Below are 22,941 nucleotides of genomic sequence, written 5' to 3' on the forward strand. Positions count from 1 at the left end.
CCAGACTATCAAATCCCCCAAAAACAGCCCGCTGGGGCTCATTTTCTGGGAGATTGCCCCGAAACCGCATGAGTCAGATTGACGATTTTTTCCGCAGCCGCCTGGACCAGATGATTGATCTGCGTAAACCCCTGGCGGTGCTTGCCACGCATATTCCTTGGCAGGAACTGGAGGCGGCTGTCGCACACCGTTTTGCGCGTCAGGTGCGCACCGGCCGGCAGGTTGAGGATATTGATCTGTTTGGCCCGACGATGGCCGTGGTAGGGGCCGGCCATTCAAACGCGGGGCGTCCCCGGCTGCCGATGCGGCTGATGATTTCGCTGCTGTATCTGAAGCACACCTTCAACGAGAGCGATGAAGGCGTCTGCGAACGCTGGAGCGATGCACCCACCTGGCAGTATTTTTCGGGGCAGGAGTATTTCGAGAATCGCCTGCCGTGCGATCCCAGCGCCATCAGCCGATTCCGGGGGCTGTTGGGTGAGGAAGGCGTCGAAGAGCTGCTGGTGCAGACTTTGGTGGTGGCCATCAAGCTGGGGCTGATCGAGCGCACGGCGATGCAGTCGGTGATAGTGGACAGCACCGTGCAAGCCAAGGCGGTGGCGCATCCCACCGACAGCCGTTTGCTGGAGGTGGCGCGCCAGAAGATCGCCTGCGCGGCCAAGGCGCACGGCATTGCGTTAAAGCAGAGCTACGCCAAGGAAGGCCGGGAGCTGGCCAGGAAAGCGGGCCGCTATGCGCATGCCAAGCAGTATCGGCGCATGCATAAGACGATCAAGCGCCAGCGCACGATTCTGGGCCGTCTGGCGCGTGACATTGAGCGCAACAAGACGGTGCTGGCGCAGAGCATCCAGGACGCCTTGGACCCGTTATTGGCTCGCGCACATAAGATCGCGGCTCAGAGCCGTCGGGGCGCGAAGGTGAAGGGAAAAGACAAGGTCTACAGCTGGCACGCCGATGAGGTGGAGTGCATCAGCAAGGGCAAGGCCCGTACGCCCTATGAGTTTGGAGTGAAGGTGGGCATTGTCACCACCTTGAAGGGGAATCTGATCGTGGGAGCACGCAGCTTCCCTGGCAATCCGTACGATGGCCACACACTGGCCGAGCAGTTGGAGCAGTCCCGCATCCTGATGGAGGCGGTGGACGTGGCTCCGCAGACCGTCTACACGGATCTGGGCTATCGAGGCGTTGATGCCGAGATCCCGGAATATAGCCTTAAACACCGAGGCAAATTCAAACGTCTCACCGACCAGGAGCGCCGAATGCTTAAACGGCGCCAGGCGGTGGAGCCGGTCATTGGGCATCTGAAAAGCGATCATGGAATGAATCGCTGTCATTTGAAAGGCCAAACGGGTGATGCGATCCATGCGGTGTTGTGCGCGGCAGGCTTCAATATCAAGTGGCTGCTGCGCATGATTGCCCGCAAGGGCATCGGCCCTTTATTTTTGTGCCGATTTATTGCGTGGATTGGTCGTCAGATTCAACGCCTGATGCCCATGATGGGCTCAAGAGGCGATTGGGTTGATCCGGTGGGCTGCCTGCCCTATCGAAATCCGTGGCCTCGGATCGCCGGAAATTCGGCCTGAAACAGGACAAATGAATTTTTCAGGGACGACTAAAAAGGCAGACTTCGACCCCAGCCAAGGCGGCTTCGTCTCGCCTTTGAGCATCGGCGTCGAGTCGCACTTTACATTCAGCGCTGACGGTGCCATCCAGGGCACGACAGCAGACGGCGCCCACACGATTCAAATCCTGGCCCTGGATCACGCCAGCCTGGTGAACGACCGCGCAGCCGCCATCAAGGGGTGGCTGTCCCCGAAAGGAAAACCGCTGGGTGCCCAGCAAGCACGGCGCTTGATACAAGCGCTACAAGTCCCTGATGCCCAAGACTGCCTACAGCCCTACTGTGAAGCCATCATCCAGGTACTCAGCAAACACGCCACGCGCGAAGAGCGGCGGGCTGCTAGGTTAAAACACAAAGGCAAGTCATGAGTATGCCCGCATCCCTTTCCCAGGCGCTCGCAAACGCACTGCTCACCACCGCCAGTGGCAATACCCATACCTCCGTACCGGTGGCGGCCGTCCTCTGGCCAGACAAAGAATCCGTCTGGCAAGCTGCCCTGCCCGCCATTCGTGAACAGATACCCAACCTGCTGACCCTGGGCGACTATGACCCCGCCACCCGCACCGGTCCGGCCATCTGGCTCAAGGCTGCGCTTGCGGGTGCACTGGATGATGTCCCACTGACAGCAAACAGCCCCGTCATTCTGTACTTGCCCGGCGTCGGCCGCACTGACCTACGGGCTATCGAAAGCTGCCCACGCACGCTGCAACCTCTGGCCGAATTGCAATACCGGGGCGCGTTCTGGAGTCAAACCAATGGCAAAGACTGGACGATCTCGGCCTGGCTGGGCTCAAAAAACGGCGGTCTGGGGTTGAATGTTACCCAGAACCGTGAAACTCAAGAAGCCTTACGCCAGGCACTGGAGGCGGGGGTCTTGCTGGCCCAAGACATCCATAGTTTGCAAGGCCGCACGATTGACGCGCCCTGGTTGCTAAGCCTGATGGCCCCCAATCCCAGCCGCGACGTGCTGGCCTGGATGAACGCCCCCTCTGCGTTTCAAACCCAGTACGCAGGCGTGCGTTGGGACATTTTTGTCCAGCGCTGCCAGACCGATTTTGGCTTCGATCCCATCGCCGACGGGGTCCTCACGGCCGCCGAGCGCTTCACACAAGGATCAGGCCCTTGGGCTGCCGTAGCAGAACTGTACGCAGACTCTTGGCCCAGCTTCCCGGGCCTGCTTGAACTGCTGCGTCGCGTCCAAGCCCCCGATCTGGGCCTGTTTCCAGACCCCGACATCCAGGCAGCCTACCCACAGATCAACGAACGCAGTGAAGCAGCCCTGCGCTACCAGCTGGCCGCCTGCAAGGACATGGACGCGGAGCAGGCCCGACAGACCATCCTCGCACAAGAGCAGGAACACGGCCTGCGCCGCGACTGGCTCTGGAACCGCATGGGGCAAGCTCCCCTGGCTCAGGCACTGGGCCACCTGGCGGCCCTGGCCGAACAGTCACGCCAACTGCCCACCGGCACGACACCCGACGAGCTGGCCAGCGCCTACACCCAACACGGCTGGCAGGTGGATGATGCCGCCTTGCAATCCCTGGCCAGCATACACACGCGGGAAGATACGGAAGCGGTCAGCGCGGCACTGCGCACGGTGTACTTGCCCTGGTTGCAAGAATCCGCGCGGCGGCTACAACACGCCGCCCAGGCACAGGCGGGTCTACCCAGGCCCGCTGCGGTGGCCTCCACGGCGGGCACCTGCACGGTCTTTATCGACGGGCTGCGCTATGACGTGGCGCAGCACCTGGCAAAACGCCTGCAGGCCCTGGGGAATGTCAGCCTCGACCATCAATGGACGTGTCTGCCGTCGGTCACAGCCTCGGGCAAACCGTGGTGTTCGCCGATTACCTCGGCCATCACCGGCCAGCCTGAGGACACCGAATTCAACCCACGCGTGGCAGCCGATGGCAAGCCCCTGTCCAGCCATCATTTTGAACGGATCCTGGCCGAACACGGCATCCAGAAGCTGAAGTCTGCCGAAACGGGTGACCCCCAGGGCCAAGCCTGGGCTGAAGCAGGTGATCTGGACCACTATGGGCACGAGCACGGAATTCGTCTGGCCAAAGACATGTCCCAGCAACTGGATCACATCCTGGAGCGCCTGCACGAACTGTGGGAAGCAGGCTGGACTTGTCTGCGCATCGTGACCGACCACGGCTGGTTGCTGCTGCCCGGTGGCCTGCCCAAAAGCGAATTACCCCGGCATCAGACGGAAACCCGATGGGGCCGATGCGCCGTCTTGAAAGGCAGCGCCATGGGCACGCCGCTGACCTTCGGATGGAGCTGGTGTGACACCGTGCAGATTGCCTTTGCGCCGGGGGTCTGCTCGTTTGTAGCAGGTGCTGAATACGCGCACGGCGGCCTGAGCCTGCAAGAAAGCCTGGTGCCCGTCATCGAATTACGACGTGACCAGAACGCCCCCGCAAGTATCCAGGCCACCATTACAGACATCACCTGGAAGGGGCTGCGCTGCATCGTGCAGGTGGATAGCTCGGCCCCAGATCTGCTGGTGGACATCCGCACCAAAGCAGCCAGCGCCGACACCAGCATTGTGGCCAATCCCAAACGACTAGAATCCGGCAAGGCCAATCTGGCAGTCGCCGATGATGGCAACGAAGGCTGCGCAGCCGTGGTCGTCGTGCTATCTGCGAATGGCCAGGTCATCCAAAAACGGCCCACCACGGTAGGGGAACCCTAAGCATGCAACTTGACGAACTGGATCAAAAAGCCACCCAAGCCTTTGAAGGCTATGTCGTGCGCAAAGACCTGGTGCGCACCTTCAGCCGCCAATTCCCTGTCCCCACCTATGTGGTGGAGTTCTTGCTGGGACGCTATTGCTCCACCACAGACGAAGCGGAAATCCAGGAAGGCCTGGACATCGTGCAACGCCAATTGGCATCGCGCACGGTGAAAGCCGGCGAAGAAGAACTCTTCAAGGCCCATGCCCGCGAAAAGGGCTCGGTCAAGATCATCGACATCATCACGGCCCGTCTGGATTCTAAGACAGACTCATACCTGGCCACCCTGCCCAGCCTGCGTTTGAACGATGTGCGGCTGACGCCCGAGATGGTCAACAGCAACGAACGCATGCTGACCGGTGGTTTTTACGCGGAAGTCACGCTGGGCTACGATGCCTCGATTGCCCAGGAAAAAAACGGCCGCCCGTTCAGCGTAGACGGACTGCGGGCGATTCAGCTTTCCCGCCGCGATGTGCTGGCCGAAATGGGCAAAGCACGCGAATCATTTTCCACGGCAGAATGGCGCCAGCTGCTGCTGCGCAGCGTCGGCTTTGAGGCCGAAACCCTGGACGAACGCGCCCAGGATGCCCTGCTGTTGCGCATGGTGCCCTTTGTCGAACGGAACTACAACCTGGTCGAACTGGGCCCTCGCGGCACCGGCAAATCACACTTGTTCCAGCAAGTATCCCCCTACGCCCACCTGATTTCGGGAGGCAAGGCTACGGTCGCCCGGATGTTCGTTAATAACGCCAGCGGCCAACGTGGCCTGGTCTGCCAGTACGACGTCGTCTGCTTCGATGAAGTCTCGGGCGTCTCCTTCGATCAGAAGGACGGCGTGAACATCATGAAGGGCTACATGGAAAGCGGTGAGTTTTCACGGGGCAAAGAAAGCATCCGCGCGGATGGATCCATCGTCCTGGTCGGCAATTTTGATGTGGACGTGGAGCACCAGCAGCGCGTCGGCCATTTGTTTGGCCCGCTCCCGCCGGAAATGCGCGACGACACAGCTTTTATGGACCGCATCCACGGCTATCTGCCAGGTTGGGATGTCCCCAAACTCAGCCCCGCCCTGCTGACCAATCATTTTGGTCTGGTCAGTGATTTTCTGTCTGAATGCTTCACACAACTGCGCAACCAAAGCCGCGTCGCAGTCTTGCAGAACCGTGTCTTCTGGGGAGGAGCCCTGTCTGGACGAGACCTCACTGCGGTCAACAAGACCGTCAGTGGCTTGCTGAAACTGCTCTACCCCAACCCCGAAACACCCGTCAACGACGAAGATCTGGAATGGGCAGTACGGCTGGCGCTAGAAGTGCGTCGCCGCGTGAAGGAGCAGCAAAAGCGGATCGGATCGGCCGAGTTTCGCAACACGCACTTTAGCTACACACTGGGCACAGAAGGCGTTGAAAAATTCGTTGCAACGCCCGAACTGCAAAGCCAGTCCGGCATCGGCGACGAACCGCTGGAATGCGGTCAGATCTGGGTCATGAGCCCCGGCAACGAGGAAGAACACGCAGGACTGTTTCGCCTGGAAGTCAATGAAGGCCCAGGCAGTGGGGTACGCGTTTTAAATAACCCCGTGCCTGCCCCATTTCGGGAGTCTATCCGTTACGCCGAACAGAATCTGTACGCCCGCGCACAGCAACTGGTCGGCGACCGTGACCCGCGCGCCCATGAATTTTCAGTACAGTTACGCGGCTTCGATGCCACTAAAGCCGGTGCCAAGACGGGCGTGGGGGCCTTGATCGCCCTGTGCAGCGCATTACTGAAGAAATCCGTGCGAGGGGGGCTGGTCGTGGTGGGCGAAATTACGCTGGGCGGCACGATAGAACCCTTGCATAACGCCGTAACCCTGGCCGAGATGGCGGTGGAAAAGGGAGCCCAGGCACTGCTGCTGCCCGTCGCTTGCCGACGCCAGCTATTTGATCTATCGGATGACATGGCCACCAAACTGGATATCGAGTTTTACCAGGATGGCCGCGACGCACTGCTGAAGGCCTTGGCAGATTAACCCTCCCCCCGCAATTCCGGCCAAATCTGCCACCAGTCATCCGGGCGCAACTGCTTCCGGGTGACCTCCCCCCCCGTCAGTTCCTCGATCTCTACACAGCGAATGATCGGCACCGGTCGCGTACCAGCTGCCCAGCCGCTGACGACCTGCACCGGCAGGCCAAGTTTCTGGGCGAGTGGTGTCATCCCGCCCATCAAGGTACAGGCGTGACGTACAGGTTGGAAGTCAGGCATATCTGTTCATAACCATGGCATGAACATGGATTCTATTAGATAAATCAGCTATTTGATCGGCCCTGAATTATAAATAACTCATTGATTTTATTGTAAAATAAAGCCACTCCAGACTATCAAATCCCCCAAAAACAGCCCGCTGGGGCTCATTTTCTGGGAGATTGCCCCGAAACCGCATGAGCCAGATTGACGATTTTTTCCGCAGCCGCCTGGACCAGATGATTGATCTGCGTAAACCCCTGGCGGTGCTTGCCACGCATATTCCTTGGCAGGAACTGGAGGCGGCTGTCGCACACCGTTTTGCGCGTCAGGTGCGCACCGGCCGGCAGGTTGAGGATATTGATCTGTTTGGCCCGACGATGGCCGTGGTAGGGGCCGGCCATTCAAACGCGGGGCGTCCCCGGCTGCCGATGCGGCTGATGATTTCGCTGCTGTATCTGAAGCACACCTTCAACGAGAGCGATGAAGGCGTCTGCGAACGCTGGAGCGATGCACCCACCTGGCAGTATTTTTCGGGGCAGGAGTATTTCGAGAATCGCCTGCCGTGCGATCCCAGCGCCATCAGCCGATTCCGGGGGCTGTTGGGTGAGGAAGGCGTCGAAGAGCTGCTGGTGCAGACTTTGGTGGTGGCCATCAAGCTGGGGCTGATCGAGCGCACGGCGATGCAGTCGGTGATAGTGGACAGCACCGTGCAAGCCAAGGCGGTGGCGCATCCCACCGACAGCCGTTTGCTGGAGGTGGCGCGCCAGAAGATCGCCTGCGCGGCCAAGGCGCACGGCATTGCGTTAAAGCAGAGCTACGCCAAGGAAGGCCGGGAGCTGGCCAGGAAAGCGGGCCGCTATGCGCATGCCAAGCAGTATCGGCGCATGCATAAGACGATCAAGCGCCAGCGCACGATTCTGGGCCGTCTGGCGCGTGACATTGAGCGCAACAAGACAGTGCTGGCGCAGAGCATCCAGGACGCCTTGGACCCGTTATTGGCTCGCGCACATAAGATCGCGGCTCAGAGCCGTCGGGGCGCGAAGGTGAAGGGAAAAGACAAGGTCTACAGCTGGCACGCCGATGAGGTGGAGTGCATCAGCAAGGGCAAGGCCCGTACGCCCTATGAGTTTGGAGTGAAGGTGGGCATTGTCACCACCTTGAAGGGGAATCTGATCGTGGGAGCACGCAGCTTCCCTGGCAATCCGTACGATGGCCACACACTGGCCGAGCAGTTGGAGCAGTCCCGCATCCTGATGGAGGCGGTGGACGTGGCTCCGCAGACCGTCTACACGGATCTGGGCTATCGAGGCGTTGATGCCGAGATCCCGGAATATAGCCTTAAACACCGAGGCAAATTCAAACGTCTCACCGACCAGGAGCGCCGAATGCTTAAACGGCGCCAGGCGGTGGAGCCGGTCATTGGGCATCTGAAAAGCGATCATGGAATGAATCGCTGTCATTTGAAAGGCCAAACGGGTGATGCGATCCATGCGGTGTTGTGCGCGGCAGGCTTCAATATCAAGTGGCTGCTGCGCATGATTGCCCGCAAGGGCATCGGCCCTTTATTTTTGTGCCGATTTATTGCGTGGATTGGTCGTCAGATTCAACGCCTGATGCCCATGATGGGCTCAAGAGGCGATTGGGTTGATCCGGTGGGCTGCCTGCCCTATCGAAATCCGTGGCCTCGGATCGCCGGAAATTCGGCCTGAAACAGGACAAATGAATTTTTCAGGGACGACTACTCTGCCTGTTCGTGCAGAAAATCCGCCCAGACCTGCATGACCTTCCGGCGCTCGTCTTCAAACTTGGCCCGGTCATACGCAGCCTGAACATCATCAGCCTTGGCATGGGCCAACTGTGCTTCCAGCACATCAATATCCACCTTCATGCGCTCACGCGCCACGGTGCGCAGCATGGCCCGAAATCCATGGGTCGCATGCTGCCCCTTGAATCCCATATCGCGCAACGCCTTGCTCAGCGCGTCACGATGCAGATGCGGATTGCCCCGCTTCCCGACGCCAGGGAACACATATTCCCCGCCTCGGTACTGCTGCATCTCCCGGAGCATGACGACCGCCTGACGCGGCAAGCTCACGACATGCTCGACTCGGGTTTTCATTTTGCTGGCCGGAATGAACCACTCCGCCCGGTCCAGATCCATTTCCTCCCAACGGGCAGACGCAACGATACCGGGACGGCAGGCCGTATAGGCTGCCAGCAACAGTCCACCGCGCACAATGCGCCCCTCATGGGCCATGACGGCCTGCATCAGCGGGCCGACACCCTGCACCTTGGTGACCGCAGGAATATGTCCACCTCGATAGCGCGGCAACACACGCTGCAATCTCAGCACCTGGTCATCCCCTCGGATGCCACGCACGATGCAATATTCGACGATGCCATTCAGGCACTGCCGCGCCTTGATCGCAATCGACGGGGTGTCATGCGCCAGCCGGATCAAGACAGGCACCACATCCTTGCTGGCCAGCGTCCGGACATCTGCATGCCCCAGAATCGGCTGCAAACGACCACGCACGATAAAAACATTTTTGTCGTAGGTCGCAGGAGCCCACCCAGGTTTTCGATCTTCCAGCCAGGCATCTGAGATCACGGCGAACGAAAATTTCCTGGCCTCCTCCGCCGCCTGCTGGGCTGCGGCCTCTGCTTCCGTCTGCGAGGCCTTTGCAGCCCGCTGGCGGTCATACAAGCCATCAGGCCGCTCACCCATGCGAACCTGCTGATGCAGGTCCTCAGCGGCCTTATGCGCGTCCGCAACCCCCATATCAGGATAGATCCCGATGACACGGTTGCCACGCTTGCCTTCTGGAGTGCGAAACCGCACCAACCACTGCTTCCCGCCAGACGGCAGCACCACGAGATGAAGGCCTCCCCCTGAGGCCAGCATATAGGTGGCATCACGCGGTCTAGCCTTCCGTACAGCAAGGTCAGTCAACTGTTTCGCAATTTTGGGCATGTTTCGGGTCTCTATGAGGGCCATCCTTGGGCATTTATTTTTTAACATACCCAAACACATACCCAAAAACGTGGGATTGTGTGACCCGACCCGGAACGCCCAGACATGAAAAAACCCGCAAGAACCTAGTGTTCATGCGGGTTTCCGGTACTTTCAGGCTCGTTATGAAACGTCCTGATTTTTAACTGTGGTGCCGTCGGCGAGACTCGAACTCGCACAGCTTTCGCCACTACCCCCTCAAGATAGCGTGTCTACCAATTCCACCACGACGGCGTTTTGCCCTGCGGCAAAGACGGGCATTCTAGCACAAAGACGAGGCCATGGCCGGGCGGCATCGCCGGCCTGGCTCCGCAGGGAGCCGCCGGCGCCCGGCAGCACATCCCGCGAAACGTTAACATCCCACCACCGGAGGCAGGAACAGGCGGCCCCGCCCCTGTCGCCCGCGGAAACGCCCGCTTCACCGGCCGCCCGAACCCATGACCAAGCGCCCACCCGGCTGACGCCATGACCCATGCCACCCACGCCTCCCCCGCGAACCCCTCCGTCTACCTCGCCGGCTTCGATGTCTTCCGCCCGGACGCCATCGAACACGGGCAGCATCTGAAGCGGCTCTGCAGCCGGTACGGATTCGAGGGACTCTATCCGCTGGACAACGCGGCGCCCGCCGGGCTGGCCGGCCGGGCGCTCGCCCGATGGATCTTCGAGGCCAACGTCCAGCTCCTGCGACGTGCGGACTTCGTCATGGCCAATCTCAATCCCTTCCGGGGAGCGGAGCCCGATTCGGGCACGGTGTTCGAGGTGGGTTTCGCGGTGGCGCGCGGGACGCCGGTATGGGTCTACACCGACGTCGCGGCCCCGCTGACGGCGCAGATTCCCTGCGTTCCCCAGGGATCGAGGCTCGCCGACGCGCAAGGCTACACGGTGGAGGACTTCGGCCTGAACCTGAACCTGATGATCGCCTGCAGCGTGGAAGTCGTCATCGGCGATGCGGAAGCATGCCTGCGGCGGATGGCGGCGGACCGGGACGGCCAGGCCGGCTGACGCCGGCGGGCCGGCGCGAAGACGGACTCAAACGCCGGCAGGATCAAACAGCGGCAGACCCAAGCGGCGGCGGGCTCAAAGCCACGGCAGGCTCAAACAACGGCGGACTCGGGCAAGCGCGGCTGACTCCGCGGAAGCGGCGGCAGACTCAAGCGACTGCGGGCTCGCGCAACCGCGTGCGCCGCGCGGCCCGCCGCAATGCCATGCCCGCCTTATTTCTTCTCGGCGGGAGCCGCCGGCACGGACGGTACCGAGGCGTCGCCCGCCGACGGTGCCGCAGGCGCTGCGGGCACCGCAGCAGCAGGCGCGGCGCCCGTGGACGGGGCGGCGGGAACGGACGGGACGGCGCTGCCGCCGCCCACGTCGGGCACAGCGGAACCCGCCGGAGCGGCTTCCTTGGCCGGCGCGGTGAAGCCCTGCATGATGCCGGACTCGATCGGCGAGCCGGCGGGATGGTGGGCCACCCAGGCCAGGCCGCCAGTGGTGACGAAGAACACGATGGCCGCCCACTTGGTGGCGCGCGACAGGAAGTTGGCCGCGCCGGCGGAGCCGAACACGCTGCCGGCCGAGCCGCTGCCGAAGGCGGCGCCCATGTCGGCGCCCTTGCCCTGCTGCAGCAGCACCAGCACGATGACCAGGAGCGAGGAGATGACCTGCAGCGTCAGCAGGATCGAGGAAAGCCATTGCATGATGATAGGACTCCGGACCTTATGGGTGTTCTCGGATCAGGCGGCCGCGGCCGCGATGCCGAGGAATTCTTCGGCGACGAGCGAGGCGCCGCCCACCAGGGCGCCGTCGATGTCGGGTTGGGCGAACAGGGACGCCGCATTGGCGGGCTTCACGCTGCCGCCGTAGAGGATGCGCGTCTGCCCGGCGCCGTGCTGGTTCAGGGACGCGCGGATGAAGGCGTGCACGGCCTGGGCCTGTTCGGGGGTGGCCGTGCGGCCGGTGCCGATCGCCCAGACGGGCTCATAGGCGATGACCATGCGCGCCAGGGCCTCGGCGCCCAGCGCCAGGACCGGATCGAGCTGGTCGCCGATGACGCACTCGACCTGATCGGCGTCGCGGTCGTCCAGGGTTTCACCCACGCAGACGACCGGGGTCAGCCCCGCCGCCAGTGCGGATGCGGCCTTGGCCGCCACCACGGCGCTGGATTCGCCGTGCAGGGCGCGGCGTTCCGAATGCCCGCACAGCGCCCAGGTGCAGCCGAAATCGGCCAGCATGGCCGGGGCGACTTCGCCGGTGTAGGCGCCGTGGGTGTGGACGCTGACGTCCTGGGCGCCCCAGGAAATCTGCGTGTCCGCCAGGGCGTCGCGCGCCTGCGCCAGGTAGGGAAACGGCACGCACACGGCCAGCTGGGCGTCGCCCGCCCGGGCCGCGCCCGCGACCAGTCCGTCGAGCAGCGCGGCATTGGCCGCGAGGCTGCCGTGCATTTTCCAATTGCCCATGACAAGGCGCGTGCGAGTGTGGCTCATTGGTGTCGTCGATCCAGTCAAAGCGGGATGATTGCGGAACGCGCCCGCTTTTCTCGGGGAAAAGCAGGCCCGACCCCGCAAAGAGTAACCCTGAATTGTAGCGTGTTTGCGCGTGCCGCGCCGACTCCGCCCGTCCTGCCGGCCTGGCCGCCGCATCCGGAGGCACGAGGCGAACGAGGCCGGCGCGCTCGCCTGCCCTCCCTTCCGGGCAGGCCATCACATCCTGTATCTTGTACGTGCAAAATGCGTTCCCATTCAGGCTATAGTCAGAACGGCCATTCGGCAGAATCGCATTCGGCAGAATCGCCATTCCATCATCCGCTTGCATCGCTCAGACCAAGAGGGGGATCACATGCCTGCCACACCCACCACCTGGAGCCCGTCGCTCAAATTCCTGCACTGGTCGCTGTTCGTCATCATCGCCGCGGCGGTGGTCTGTGTGGTCGCCGCCGGCGGCTACGAGCGCGGCGATCCCGTCAAGGGACAGCTCATGTTCTTCCACAAGAGCTTCGGGCTGACGGCCCTGGCCTTGATGATCGCCTGGGTGGCGACGCGGCTGAACACCGGCCGCCCGCAGCCTGTCGGTCAATCCTGGCAATTGCGCCTGGCATCCACGGTCCACTGGGCCATGGTCGTCCTGGTGCTCGCCCTGCCGCTGGCCGGCCTGCTGATGTCGCAGTTCGCGCAGCAGTCCGTGAGCTTCTTCGGCCTGTTTTCCATCCCGGTCTGGCTGGACGAGGACAAGGCGGCGGCCAAGGCCATCCACACGGTGCACGCCGGCTTCGCCGGACCGATCCTGGTCGGTCTGGTCGTGCTGCACACCGTCGGCGCCCTCTGGCACCATTTCATCGACCGCGACGGCACCCTGGCGCGGATGCTGCCCGGCAAAGACCGCTGACACATCCGGCCGCAAGGCCGCCGTGCACGCCGCGGCGCCTCCCGCCGCCCGCGAGGGCGCGCGTCTCGGAACCCGCTCCATTCCTCGGTGGCGGCAGGGACGGGAGCGGCCCTCGGGAACGGGCTCAGAACTCGGTCCACTCCTCGGTGCCGGCCGAGGCCGGAGCGGGCTTGCCGGGCGCGCGCAGGGCCGGCTTCGCGGCCGCGCGCGGCGCGGGCGCATCGGCCGGTGCGCCGGAGCGGGGCCGGTGCGGCGCGGGGCTGACGACCTTTTCCGGCGCCGAGGGAATGCGCGCCGGCTGGGCCGCGCGCGCGGCGCCGGCGCCCGCGGCGGCGGCCTCCGCCTGGGCCGCGCGCGCGCCCGCCTGGGCACCGGCCTGCGCACCGGTCCGGGCGCGCGCATGGGCGCCGGCCGCATCGCCCTGGCTCAGCGTGAAGGTGGCGACCAGGCGCGCCAGGGTGTCGGCCTGCTCCTGCAGGCTGGAGGCCGCGGCGGCCGATTCCTCCACCAGGCTGGCGTTCTGGCGCGTGACGTCGTCCATCTGCGTGACGGCGGCATTGATCTCCTCGATACCGGTGGTCTGCTCGCGGCTGGCCGCGCTGATCTCGCCCATGATGTCGGTGACGCGGTTGATGCTGTCGACGATGTCCTGCATCGTGGCCCCGGCGCGCGAGGCCTGCTCGTTGCCCTTGGCGGTCGATTCGACCGAGGTGTCGATCAGGCCCTTGATCTCCTTGGCCGCGCCGGCCGAGCGCTGGGCGAGCGCGCGCACCTCGGAGGCCACCACGGCGAAGCCGCGGCCCTGTTCGCCGGCGCGCGCGGCCTCGACCGCGGCGTTCAGCGCCAGGATGTTGGTCTGGAAGGCGATGGAGTCGATCACGCCGATGATGTCGGCGACCTGCTGGGACTTGGTGTTGATCTCGCTCATGGTGGAGACCAGCTCGGCGACGATGGCCCCGCCGTCGGTGGCGGTCTTGGCGGCCGAGGCGGCCAGGGTGTTGGCCTGCTGGGCGTTGTCGGCGTTCTGGCGTACGGTGGCGGTGATTTCCTCCATCGTGGCGGCGGTCTCGGCCAGGGAGCTGGCCTGCTGCTCGGTGCGCGAGGACAGGTCCAGGTTGCCGGCGCTGATCTGCGCCGAGGCCGAGGCGATGGCGTCCGAGCCGGTGCGCACCTCGGTCATGGCGCTGCGCAGGTTGCGCGTCATGGTGGCCAGCGCGCTCAGCAGCTGGCCGATCTCATCGCTGCCGCGGGCGACGACGTCGGCGCTGAGATCGCGGTGCGCCACGGCTTCCGCCAGTTTCACGGCATGCCGCAGCGGATGGGTGACGGAGCGCGTCACCCGCCAGGCGAACAGCGGCGCGAGGATCAGGGCCAGCAGCGTGGCCACGGCCAGCACGGTCAGGCCCAGCCGGCTCGTGCGCGCGCTCTCCTCGAACAGGCGCTGCACCGAATCGGTCTGCAGTTGCGACAGGCGGTCGATCCGCTCCATCAGCCCCGCCGTCTGCTTGGGCATTTCCTGATTGAAGAAGGCGTCGGCCTCGCCGTAGTTGCCGCTGTCGAGGTCCTTGAAGGCCTGGCTGCGCCGCTGGACGAAGGCCTCGCGGGCCTGGCCGATCTCTTTCAGCAGGCCGGCGGCCTGCGGCTGGGACAGCGCCGCCGCCAGCTGGCCGTCCACCTCGACCGTCTGCCCGTCGGTGGTCTCGATGTCCTGCTTCAGGCGCCGCAGCGTATCGGGATCGGCCGACAGGGTCGCCTGGGTCAGGTTGGCGCTCTTGTTGATCTGCCGCGCCAGCTGCTGGATCAGCGCGGTGGTGCGCAGCCGCTGGTCCAGCGCCTGGTTGTCCTGCTGCGTGTCCAGGATGCGCCAGGCGCCGATGCCCGACAGGACCAGCAGCAGGACGATCACGAAGCCGAATCCCAGGGTCAGCCGGGTGCCGATTTTCAGGTTGCGCATGGTGTGGTCTCGCTGTCGATGGGGACATTGCGGGTCCGACCGAAAACCCCCGTCGCCGACCCGGTCTAAGGATGTTCAATCTTAAAGGGAAGCTCTGCCGCGGCCATCCCGTATCGAATTCTTTCTGTTATGCCGTTCTGCGATAACCGTACCGGGAAACTACCATCCAGGCGGGAATCGAGCACCGCTGCGCTGACGGATGATGCGGCACCGAACAATGTCTTATCGAACAATGCGCTGCCTGGTGATGCACCGCCGAAGATGCGCCGGCGGATGATGCACGGCGCCCCTTCAGCCCCTACGGCAAAAGACGGACGTCCGCAAGACGGACGGGACGCGGAAAACCGTGGTGCCCGAGGCCGGACTCGAACCGGCACGCCTTGCGGCGAGGGATTTTAAGTCCCTTGTGTCTACCGATTTCACCACTCGGGCGCGATGTGATGCGGCATTGTACCGAATGCTCAATCCAGCACGACGGTGTGGACGCGATCCCGCCCCGCCCGCTTGGCGGCGTACAGCTGCGCATCGGCGGCGGCCAGCAGATCCTGGGCGCCGGCGTGGCCGCCCGCCAGGGTGGCGATGCCGATGCTCAGGCGCACGGGAGCGTGGTCCGCCTCGGGGACGCCCGGCAGGTCGAGCCGCGCCACCTCCTCCCGGATGCGCTCGGCCACGGCCCGCGCGGCCTCGGAACCGGTGTCGGGCATCAGGCAGGCGAACTCCTCGCCGCCGTAGCGCGCCGTCAGGTCGGCGGGCCGGACCACGCTGCTGCGCAGCGCCTGGGCGATGGCGCGCAGATAGTCGTCGCCGACCTGATGGCCGTAGTGATCGTTCACGCGCTTGAAATGATCCACGTCCAGCAGCATCAGACTCAGCGGCGCTCCCGTGCGCCGCCAGCGTGCGTGTTCGCGCGCCAGCGCCTGGTCGAAATGCCGGCGGTTGGCCAGCCGGGTCAGGCCATCGGTCTGGCTCTGCCGCTCCAGCTCCCGGTTGGCGGCCCGCAGGGCCTCCTGCTGGCGTAGGATGTACTGGTTGCGCTCGGCCAGCAGGCGGGACAGGCGGCGGTATCGGCGCAGGGCCAGAAAGGACGCCAGGGCCAGCAGCACGGCGACGCCGCTGGCGACCTGCAGCAGCACCCGCTGGCTGCGCTGGGCCACGTAGCGCTCGATGAGCTGGCTCTCGCCCTCTTCGTGCTGCGCGACGGAGTCCGACACGTCCATCGCCGCGAGGTAGCGATCGAACGCCCGCACCAGGCGCCGGTGCTCGGGCGTGTCGCTGAAGTAGAACCGGTAGGCACGCGGGTATTCGCGCAGGATCAGGACGACTTCCAGGTCGAAATACTCGTGGCTGTAGCGCTTCTCGGCGAAAATGCCCCGGTTGTACACCGCCACATCGATCGCGCCCTCGCGCAATGCCTCGAACATCCCGTCGCTGGAGGCCTGATCGTAGGCGACCAGCCGCTCCGCCGGCACGAGCCCCCTGAGGATGGGCTCGAACGCGACGCCGTGCACGACGCCGACCCGGTAGCGCGCCAGGTCTGCCATCTGGTGGATCGCCAGTTCCCGCCCCTTGCGGGCGATGATGGCGTAGCGGCTTTCGTAATAGGGCCGGGTGAACAGGCCGCGCCGTGCGCGCTCGGGCTGCAGGCTCAGCGGCACCAGGACGTCGGCGCCGCCCTCCTGGATCCGGCCGATCTTCTCCGCCACCGTCAGGCCCGGTTCCGGCTCGATCACGTAACGCAGACCGAGCCGCAGCGCGACGAAACACCACACGTCGATGCCGATGCCGGTATAGGTGCGTCCATCCGCCTCGCGGCGCGCCATGGGCGGCGCATCCAGCGCGAGCACGCGCAGGGGCGGCAGGGCGCTGAATTCCGCCAGCGCCTCGGGACTGACGACGACGGATTCCCGCAGGTGCACGCGCCATCGCAATCGGCGACCGGTGCCGCCGGCGCCTGCTGCAGGCCTCCCAGCAGCAGGCCCGCAATGGCCGCCGCCGTCCTCGGGCTCACAGCAGGGAGCCTTCCCCGGTGTCCAGGAAGCGCTCGATGCGCGCGCGCCAGCCACCGATGTCCAGCCGCTGCGCGCGCAGCCAGCCCTCGTCGTAGTAGCTCGTGGCGTACCGGTCGCCGCTGTCGCAGATCAGGGTGACCAGCGAGCCGGTGCGCCCCTGCTCGCGCATGAGCGAGGCCATGCACAGCACGCCCATGAAATTCGTCCCCGTCGAGCCGCCCACGCGGCGGAACAGGCGGTCGGACAGCACGTGCGCCGCGGCGATCGAGGCCTCGTCGGGCACGCGGATCATCTCGTCGATGACGGTCGGGATGAAGGAGGGCTCGACGCGCGGGCGCCCGATCCCCTCGATGCGCGAGCCGGTCGCGGTGACGTCCATGTCGCCGCTCTGCCAGGCCTCGTAGAAGGCCGAGCCCTCGACGTCGACCACGCACAGCCGGGTATCCAGGTTGCGGTAGCGGATGAAGCGCCCGATGGTGGCCGAGGTGCCCCCCGTGCCGGCGCTCATGACCACCCAGGCGGGGACGGCGTGGTGCTCGCCCGACATCTGGCGGAAGATGCTTTCGGCGATGTTGTTGTTGCCGCGCCAGTCCGTGGCCCGCTCGGCATGGGTGAACTGGTCCAGGTAATAGCCGCCCGCCTCGTCGGCGATGGCCTGGGCCGCGCCGTAGACCTCGCGGGCGTGCTCCACGAAATGGCAGCGCCCGCCGAAGCGCTCGATCGCCTGGATCTTCTGCTGGCTGGTCGAGCGCGTCATCACGGCGACGAAGGGCAGCCCCAGCAGGCGGGCGAAATAGGCTTCCGACACGGCCGTCGAGCCCGAGGAGGCCTCGACCAGGAGAGTGCCCTCGCGGATGCGGCCGTTGCAGATGCCGTACAGGAACAGGGAACGCGCCAGGCGGTGCTTGAGGCTGCCGGTGGGGTGCGTGCTCTCGTCCTTGAAGTAGATGTCGATGCCGCGCAGCCCCGGAAAGTCCGGCTTGACCAGGTGCGTATCGGCGGAACGCCTGCCGTCGGCTTCGAGCACGCGGATGGCCCGGCGCGTCCATTCCCGGTTTTCCGGCGTCAGCGCGCTGCGCCCCTTGATGCAGTGATCCATGTCGTGGCTTCCCCGATCAGTGGCGGAAGCGGTGAGATTCGAACTCACGGATGGGTTGCCCCATCGCCGGTTTTCAAGACCGGTCCATTCAACCGCTCTGGCACGCTTCCGCATCGAAGACCGAAAGTGTAGCGCATAATGCCCCGTGCACATTCCAAGGAGCGCCATATGCAAGCCATTGAAATCACTGCGCCGGGCGGCCCCGAAGTCCTGCGCATGGCGGACCGCCCCACCCCCGTTCCCGGCCCCGGCGAAGTCCTGATCGAGGTCGAGGCCGCCGGGGTCAACCGGCCCGACGTGTTCCAGCGCCAGGGCAGCTATCCGCCTCCGGCCGGCGCATCCGACCTGCCCGGCCTGGAAGTCGCCGGCCGCATCGTCGGCGGCGCGCCGGAATCCGCCGGATTCAAGCCGGGCGACGCGGTCTGCGCCCTGGTGGCCGGCGGCGGCTACGCGCAATTCTGCACGGCGCCGGCCGCGCAGTGCCTGCCGGTGCCGGCCGGGCTGTCCATGGTCGAAGCCGCCGCGCTGCCGGAAACCTATTTCACCGTCTGGAGCAACGTCTTCGACCGCGGCGCCCTGGCGCCCGGCGAGACCCTGCTGGTCCACGGCGGCGCGAGCGGCATCGGCACGACGGCCATCGCGCTGGCGCGCGCCTTCGGCCACACGGTCTACGCCACCGCCGGCAGCGCCGAGCGCGTGCGGGCCATCGAAGCGCTGGGCTGCACGCGCGGCATCGACTACCGCGCGCAGGACTTCGTCGCGGAAATCAAGGCGCTGACGAACGGACGCGGCGTGGACGTGATCCTGGACATGGTCGCGGGCGACTACCTGGCGCGCAACATCGAGGCCCTGGCCGACGACGGCCGGCTGGTGATGATCGCCCTGCTGGGCGGCGCGCGCGGCACGCTGAACTGCGGCCAGGTGATGCGCCGCCGCCTGACGGTGACGGGCTCGACGCTGCGGGCGCGCCCGGTGGAATTCAAGGCCCGCATCGCCCGCGCGCTGCGCGAGCGCGTCTGGCCGCTGCTGGAATCCGGCGCGGTGCGGCCCTCGATCCACGCGACCTTCCCGCTGTCCGAGGCCGCGCGCGCCCACGCCATGATGGACGCGGGCGAACAGATCGGCAAGATCGTGCTGACCCTGCGGTAGCGCGGCGTGCCTGCGGGGGCCGGCCCGGCCGGCGGAAACATTCATTTACCAATGGATCACTGAACTTTTCCGCCGGGCCGCTGTCCCAGGGAAACCGCTCACGGGAGTTCATCATGGCCTTGTCCGCAATTTCAGCCGGTTCCCCGGATGTCTCCACGATTTCGTCGCTGGGCGTGGGCTCGGGCCTGCCGCTCGGCACCCTCCTCGAACAACTGGAAACCGGCGAAGACGCGGCCTTGCAGCCCATCCAGAACCAGGAAGACTCGCTCAATGCCGCCCTGTCGGCCTACGGCAAGCTGCAAGGCGCACTCGGCGGCCTGCAGACCGCCGCGCAGACCCTGGCGAGCGCCGGGCAAGCCAGCCGCACCGCCAGCAACGGCACGGGCGGCACGATCACCTTCACCCTGGCCGACGGCACGAGCCACGTACTCGACCTCACGGGCAAGGACACTTCGCTCGGCGGCCTGGCCAGCGCCATCAACGCGGATGCGTCGCTCGGCGTATCGGCCACGATCATCAACGACGGCTCGGGCACCCCCTATCACCTGCTGCTCATCGCCCGGCAGACCGGCACCCAGGCGGCGGTCGCCAGCATCGGCAGCGACAACGCCAGCCTGCAGGACATCCTGGGCTTCACCCAGGGCGCCGGTTCGAGCGTCACCGAAAACCCGGCCAGCAACGCCCTGCTGCACATCGACGGCATCGCCATCACCAGCCAGAGCAACACGGTGGACGGCGCGGTGACGGGCGTCACGCTCGACCTGAACGCGGTGGACGCCTCGCCCGCCACGCTCTCCCTCACCCACGACGACGCGCAGACGATACAGGCCGCGCAAGGCCTGGTGACGGCATACAACAGCGTGCTCTCGACCCTGCAGTCGCTCACCGCCTACGACACCACGACCCAGACCGGCAGTCCCCTCACGGGCGATCCGCTCGCCCTGGAAGTCCAGGAACGGCTGTTCGAGGCGCTCGACACGTCCGTCCCGGGCGGCGCCATCGGCTCCCTGTTCAACCTCGGCCTGAGCACCGATCCCGCCAGCGGGCAGCTTTCGCTGAATGCCGATACCCTGTCCGCCCTGCTCGCCAGCGATCCCGCGGACGTGCGAAGCCTCCTGGGCGGATCGACCGGCATCGGCGGCGCCTTCCAGACCCTGACGGCCGATCTCCTGCAAAGCGGCGGGTCGTTTTCATCGGCCACTGCCGGCGCCAACGACATGTTGAACGACCTGAAGGCCCAGTACGACCAGACCTCCGACCGCATCGCCGCCCAGATGGACACCTATCGCCAGCAGTTCACCGCGCTGGACGCCGCGATGGCGCAGATGAACTCGTTGAGCACCTACCTGACGCAGCAGCTGTCCGGCCTGGGATAGGCGGGCGCACAGACAGGCGGACACGCGGGCAGGCGCCCCGCGCCACGGCGCAAGACACGCGGCGCATGCCCGAAGACACGCGGCGCACGCCGGTTTTCCGGCGCCACATGCGCCTTTTCTCCGGCCGGAACGAAAAAAACGCCACGAAGGCGTCTTTTTCGTTCGCTTCCGCGGCCCCGCGGGCCGCGGAGACGATGCGGGATTACTGCGCGGCCGGAGCGGAGGGACCGCCCTGGGCCTCGATCCCGCCGATCGCCTTGACCGACAGGCGCAGGCGGCCGCGTTCGTCGGCTTCCAGGATCTTGACGCGCAGCGTCTGGCCGACCTTCAGCACGTCGTTGATGTCGGCGATGCGGTAGTTGGCGATCTCCGAGATGTGCAGCAGGCCGTCGCGGCCGGGCAGGACCTGGACGATGGCGCCGAAATCCAGCAGGCGCTGGACGGTGCCCTGGTATTCCTGCCCCACCTCGACGTCGGCGGTCAGTTCCTTGATGCGGCGCTCGGCTTCGTGGGCGCGGTCCAGGTCGGCGCTGGCGATGGTGATGCTGCCATCGTCGCTGATGTCGATCTGGCAGCCGGTTTCTTCGGTCAGCGCGCGGATGGTGGCGCCGCCCTTGCCGATCACGTCGCGGATCTTTTCCGGGTTGATCTTGATGCTCAGCATGCGCGGCGCGAAGTCGGACAGTTCCTGGCGGGAGCCGTCGATGGCCTCGCGCATCTTGCCCAGGATGTGCAGACGGCCTTCGCGGGCCTGGGCCAGCGCCACCTGCATGATTTCCTTGGTGATGCCCTGGATCTTGATGTCCATCTGCAGGGCGGTGATGCCGCCGACGGTGCCGGCCACCTTGAAGTCCATGTCGCCCAGGTGATCCTCGTCGCCCAGGATGTCGGTCAGGACGGCGAACTTGCCGCCTTCCTTGATCAGGCCCATGGCGACGCCCGCCACGTGGTCCTTGACCGGCACGCCGGCGTCCATCATGGACAGGCTGCCGCCGCAGACCGAGGCCATGGACGAGGAGCCGTTGGACTCGGTGATCTCGGACACCAGGCGCAGGGTGTACTGGAAGTCTTCCGCGGCGGGCAGCAGCGGCGACAGGGCGCGCTTGGCCAGGCGGCCGTGGCCGATCTCGCGGCGCTTGGGCACGCCGAAGCGGCCGGTCTCGCCGGTGGCGAACGGCGGCATGTTGTAGTGCATCATGAAGCGGTCGCGGTACTCGCCCATGATCGAATCGATGATCTGCTCGTCCTGCTTGGTGCCCAGGGTGGTGACCACCAGCGCCTGGGTTTCGCCGCGCGTGAACAGCGCCGAGCCGTGGGCGCGCGGCAGCACGCCCAGGCGGATGCTGATCGGGCGCACGGTGCGCGTGTCGCGGCCGTCGATGCGCGGCTCGCCGTTCAGGATCTGGCCGCGGACGATTTCCGATTCCAGGGCGAACAGCATGTTCTCGACTTCGACGCTGTCGGGGGCGTCGTCGCCCCGGGCCGCCGCGTGCTCGGCCAGCTTGGCCTTGACGTCGGCGTAGACCTGGCGCAGGCGCGTGGTGCGCTCCTGCTTGTCGCGCAGCTGGTAGACGGCCTTCAGGGGCTCGAAGGCGGCCGCGCGCACGGCGGTGGCCAGGACCTCGTTGCGCGGGGCGGGCTGCCAGTCCCATTCGGGCTTGCCGGCCTCGGCCACCAGTTCATGGATGGCGTTGATGGCGGCCTGCATCTGCTCGTGGCCGAACACCACGGCGCCGAGCATGACTTCCTCGGACAGCTGTTTGGCTTCGGATTCGACCATCAGCACGGCGGCCTCGGTCCCGGCCACCACCAGGTCCAGCTGGGATTCGCCACGCACCTGCGAGGCGCTGGGGTTGAGGACGTACTGGCCGTCGATGTAGCCCACGCGGGCGGCGCCCACCGGGCCGTTGAAGGGGATGCCGGAGATCGCCAGGGCGGCCGATGCGCCGATCAGGGCGGGGATGTCGGGATCGACTTCGGGATTGACCGACACCGTATGGATGATGATCTGGACTTCGTTGTAGAAGCCTTCCGGGAACAGCGGACGCAGCGGACGGTCGATCAGGCGGGAGGTGAGGATTTCCTTTTCGGAGGGCTTGCCTTCGCGCTTGAAGAAGCCGCCCGGGATCTTGCCGGCCGCATAGGTCTTCTCGACGTAATCGACGGTCAGCGGGAAGAAGTCCTGGCCGGGCTTGGCGGTCTTGGCGGCCACCACCGTGGCCAGCACCACCGTGTCGTCGACGGACACCATCACGGCGCCGCCGGCCTGGCGGGCGACTTCGCCGGTTTCCAGGACGACAGTGTGCTGACCGTACTGGAACGACTTGCTCACTTTATTGAACATTTTCTGATCCTATAAAAGGGGCGCCCGCGAGGCTCCT

The 22,941-nt window shown here is 65.4% G+C and carries 17 protein-coding genes and 3 tRNA genes; 9 read left to right on the top strand and 11 right to left on the bottom strand.

The window, feature by feature from the left end; genetic code table 11:
- The first annotated feature begins 68 nt into the window (after nt 1-68).
- From BN940_RS13255 to brxL, 4 genes are read left to right on the top strand one after another with little or no spacing between them, the layout of a single operon-like run.
- Complete coding sequence (locus BN940_RS13255) at nt 69-1,583, top strand: IS5 family transposase (RefSeq protein WP_148304855.1); 1,515 nt, start codon at nt 69-71, stop codon at nt 1,581-1,583.
- 10 nt (nt 1,584-1,593) lie between these two features.
- Nucleotides 1,594-1,989 carry a hypothetical protein gene (locus BN940_RS13260; protein WP_043683818.1) on the top strand — a complete coding sequence of 132 codons (396 nt, stop codon included), beginning with the start codon at nt 1,594-1,596 and terminating at the stop codon, nt 1,987-1,989.
- Complete coding sequence (gene pglZ / locus BN940_RS13265; protein WP_242404198.1) at nt 1,986-4,322, top strand: BREX-1 system phosphatase PglZ type B; 2,337 nt, start codon at nt 1,986-1,988, stop codon at nt 4,320-4,322. The genes BN940_RS13260 and pglZ overlap by 4 nt, the downstream gene beginning before the upstream one ends.
- 2 nt (nt 4,323-4,324) lie before the next feature.
- Nucleotides 4,325-6,370, top strand: coding sequence for a protease Lon-related BREX system protein BrxL (gene brxL / locus BN940_RS13270; protein WP_043683822.1), 2,046 nt, complete (start codon nt 4,325-4,327; stop codon nt 6,368-6,370).
- Here the strand turns inward: brxL and BN940_RS13275 are convergent.
- Nucleotides 6,367-6,603 (bottom strand): transcriptional regulator, encoded by a 237-nt coding sequence (locus BN940_RS13275; RefSeq protein ID WP_043683824.1) that lies wholly within the window; start codon nt 6,601-6,603, stop codon nt 6,367-6,369. The genes brxL and BN940_RS13275 overlap by 4 nt on opposite strands.
- Before the next feature lie 176 nt (nt 6,604-6,779).
- Between BN940_RS13275 and BN940_RS13280 the strand changes: the two genes are divergently transcribed.
- Nucleotides 6,780-8,294: an IS5 family transposase gene (locus tag BN940_RS13280; RefSeq protein ID WP_148304855.1), complete on the top strand. Its 1,515-nt coding sequence runs from the start codon at nt 6,780-6,782 to the stop codon at nt 8,292-8,294.
- Between the two features lie 29 nt (nt 8,295-8,323).
- Here BN940_RS13280 and BN940_RS13285 read toward each other — a convergent pair whose 3' ends face one another.
- The gene (locus BN940_RS13285) at nt 8,324-9,559 is read right to left on the bottom strand and encodes a tyrosine-type recombinase/integrase (protein WP_043683826.1); all 1,236 of its coding nucleotides are present in this window, start codon (nt 9,557-9,559) and stop codon (nt 8,324-8,326) included.
- A gap of 188 nt (nt 9,560-9,747) precedes the next feature.
- Nucleotides 9,748-9,832 (bottom strand) — tRNA-Leu (locus BN940_RS13290).
- Nucleotides 9,833-10,063: 231 nt separating this feature from the next.
- On the opposite strand from BN940_RS13290, the gene BN940_RS13295 reads away from it, so the two are divergent.
- Entirely contained in the window at nt 10,064-10,600 is a 537-nt protein-coding gene (locus BN940_RS13295) for a nucleoside 2-deoxyribosyltransferase (RefSeq protein WP_052355859.1), read from the top strand.
- 212 nt (nt 10,601-10,812) lie between these two features.
- On the opposite strand, the gene secG is transcribed toward BN940_RS13295, so the two are convergent.
- On the bottom strand, nt 10,813-11,289 hold the full coding sequence (gene secG, locus BN940_RS13300) for a preprotein translocase subunit SecG (RefSeq protein ID WP_043683832.1): 477 nt from the start codon (nt 11,287-11,289) through the stop codon (nt 10,813-10,815).
- A 36-nt stretch (nt 11,290-11,325) separates the two neighbouring features.
- Nucleotides 11,326-12,075, bottom strand: coding sequence for a triose-phosphate isomerase (tpiA, locus tag BN940_RS13305; protein WP_043683835.1), 750 nt, complete (start codon nt 12,073-12,075; stop codon nt 11,326-11,328).
- A 352-nt stretch (nt 12,076-12,427) separates the two neighbouring features.
- On the opposite strand from tpiA, the gene BN940_RS13310 reads away from it, so the two are divergent.
- Nucleotides 12,428-12,973, top strand: coding sequence for a cytochrome b (locus BN940_RS13310; protein WP_043683837.1), 546 nt, complete (start codon nt 12,428-12,430; stop codon nt 12,971-12,973).
- Nucleotides 12,974-13,097: 124 nt separating this feature from the next.
- Here BN940_RS13310 and BN940_RS20150 read toward each other — a convergent pair whose 3' ends face one another.
- From BN940_RS20150 to BN940_RS13335, 5 genes are all read right to left on the bottom strand, one after another.
- Nucleotides 13,098-14,927, bottom strand: a complete 1,830-nt coding sequence (locus BN940_RS20150; protein WP_043683839.1) for a methyl-accepting chemotaxis protein — start codon at nt 14,925-14,927, stop codon at nt 13,098-13,100.
- Between the two features lie 347 nt (nt 14,928-15,274).
- Nucleotides 15,275-15,359: transfer RNA gene (locus BN940_RS13320), tRNA-Leu, on the bottom strand.
- 29 nt (nt 15,360-15,388) lie between these two features.
- A complete protein-coding gene (locus tag BN940_RS13325; RefSeq protein WP_052355860.1) occupies nt 15,389-16,843 on the bottom strand; it encodes a GGDEF domain-containing protein in 1,455 nt (484 codons plus the stop codon).
- An 88-nt stretch (nt 16,844-16,931) separates the two neighbouring features.
- On the bottom strand, nt 16,932-18,035 hold the full coding sequence (locus tag BN940_RS13330; protein WP_052355861.1) for a PLP-dependent cysteine synthase family protein: 1,104 nt from the start codon (nt 18,033-18,035) through the stop codon (nt 16,932-16,934).
- A gap of 20 nt (nt 18,036-18,055) precedes the next feature.
- A tRNA-Ser gene (locus BN940_RS13335) sits at nt 18,056-18,145 on the bottom strand.
- A 58-nt stretch (nt 18,146-18,203) separates the two neighbouring features.
- Between BN940_RS13335 and BN940_RS13340 the strand changes: the two genes are divergently transcribed.
- Together BN940_RS13340 and fliD are read left to right on the top strand one after the other, a co-directional pair.
- Nucleotides 18,204-19,184 (top strand): NAD(P)H-quinone oxidoreductase, encoded by a 981-nt coding sequence (locus tag BN940_RS13340; protein WP_043683841.1) that lies wholly within the window; start codon nt 18,204-18,206, stop codon nt 19,182-19,184.
- A gap of 113 nt (nt 19,185-19,297) precedes the next feature.
- The gene (gene fliD / locus BN940_RS13345) at nt 19,298-20,560 is read left to right on the top strand and encodes a flagellar filament capping protein FliD (protein WP_052355862.1); all 1,263 of its coding nucleotides are present in this window, start codon (nt 19,298-19,300) and stop codon (nt 20,558-20,560) included.
- Between the two features lie 202 nt (nt 20,561-20,762).
- Here the strand turns inward: fliD and pnp are convergent, their stop codons facing one another.
- Nucleotides 20,763-22,904, bottom strand: a complete 2,142-nt coding sequence (pnp, locus tag BN940_RS13350) for a polyribonucleotide nucleotidyltransferase (RefSeq protein WP_043683845.1) — start codon at nt 22,902-22,904, stop codon at nt 20,763-20,765.
- Nucleotides 22,905-22,941: the final 37 nt, after the last annotated feature.

This window comes from Castellaniella defragrans 65Phen (assembly GCF_000612685.1).
GTDB lineage: Bacteria > Pseudomonadota > Gammaproteobacteria > Burkholderiales > Burkholderiaceae_B > Castellaniella > Castellaniella defragrans.

Excerpts from the sequence above, each read along its gene's own strand:
- BN940_RS13295 (WP_052355859.1), top strand. The coding sequence starts at position 10,064 with ATGACCCATGCCACCCACGCCTCCCCCGCGAACCCCTCCGTCTACCTC.
- BN940_RS13310 (WP_043683837.1), top strand. The coding sequence starts at position 12,428 with ATGCCTGCCACACCCACCACCTGGAGCCCGTCGCTCAAATTCCTGCAC.
- BN940_RS20150 (WP_043683839.1), bottom strand. The coding sequence starts at position 14,927 with ATGCGCAACCTGAAAATCGGCACCCGGCTGACCCTGGGATTCGGCTTC.
- brxL (WP_043683822.1), top strand. The coding sequence starts at position 4,325 with ATGCAACTTGACGAACTGGATCAAAAAGCCACCCAAGCCTTTGAAGGC.
- tpiA (WP_043683835.1), bottom strand. The coding sequence starts at position 12,075 with ATGAGCCACACTCGCACGCGCCTTGTCATGGGCAATTGGAAAATGCAC.
- fliD (WP_052355862.1), top strand. The coding sequence starts at position 19,298 with ATGGCCTTGTCCGCAATTTCAGCCGGTTCCCCGGATGTCTCCACGATT.
- BN940_RS13260 (WP_043683818.1), top strand. The coding sequence starts at position 1,594 with ATGAATTTTTCAGGGACGACTAAAAAGGCAGACTTCGACCCCAGCCAA.
- BN940_RS13340 (WP_043683841.1), top strand. The coding sequence starts at position 18,204 with ATGCAAGCCATTGAAATCACTGCGCCGGGCGGCCCCGAAGTCCTGCGC.
- pglZ (WP_242404198.1), top strand. The coding sequence starts at position 1,986 with ATGAGTATGCCCGCATCCCTTTCCCAGGCGCTCGCAAACGCACTGCTC.
- BN940_RS13255 (WP_148304855.1), top strand. The coding sequence starts at position 69 with ATGAGTCAGATTGACGATTTTTTCCGCAGCCGCCTGGACCAGATGATT.
- secG (WP_043683832.1), bottom strand. The coding sequence starts at position 11,289 with ATGCAATGGCTTTCCTCGATCCTGCTGACGCTGCAGGTCATCTCCTCG.
- BN940_RS13330 (WP_052355861.1), bottom strand. The coding sequence starts at position 18,035 with ATGGATCACTGCATCAAGGGGCGCAGCGCGCTGACGCCGGAAAACCGG.
- pnp (WP_043683845.1), bottom strand. The coding sequence starts at position 22,904 with ATGTTCAATAAAGTGAGCAAGTCGTTCCAGTACGGTCAGCACACTGTC.
- BN940_RS13285 (WP_043683826.1), bottom strand. The coding sequence starts at position 9,559 with ATGCCCAAAATTGCGAAACAGTTGACTGACCTTGCTGTACGGAAGGCT.
- BN940_RS13280 (WP_148304855.1), top strand. The coding sequence starts at position 6,780 with ATGAGCCAGATTGACGATTTTTTCCGCAGCCGCCTGGACCAGATGATT.
- BN940_RS13275 (WP_043683824.1), bottom strand. The coding sequence starts at position 6,603 with ATGCCTGACTTCCAACCTGTACGTCACGCCTGTACCTTGATGGGCGGG.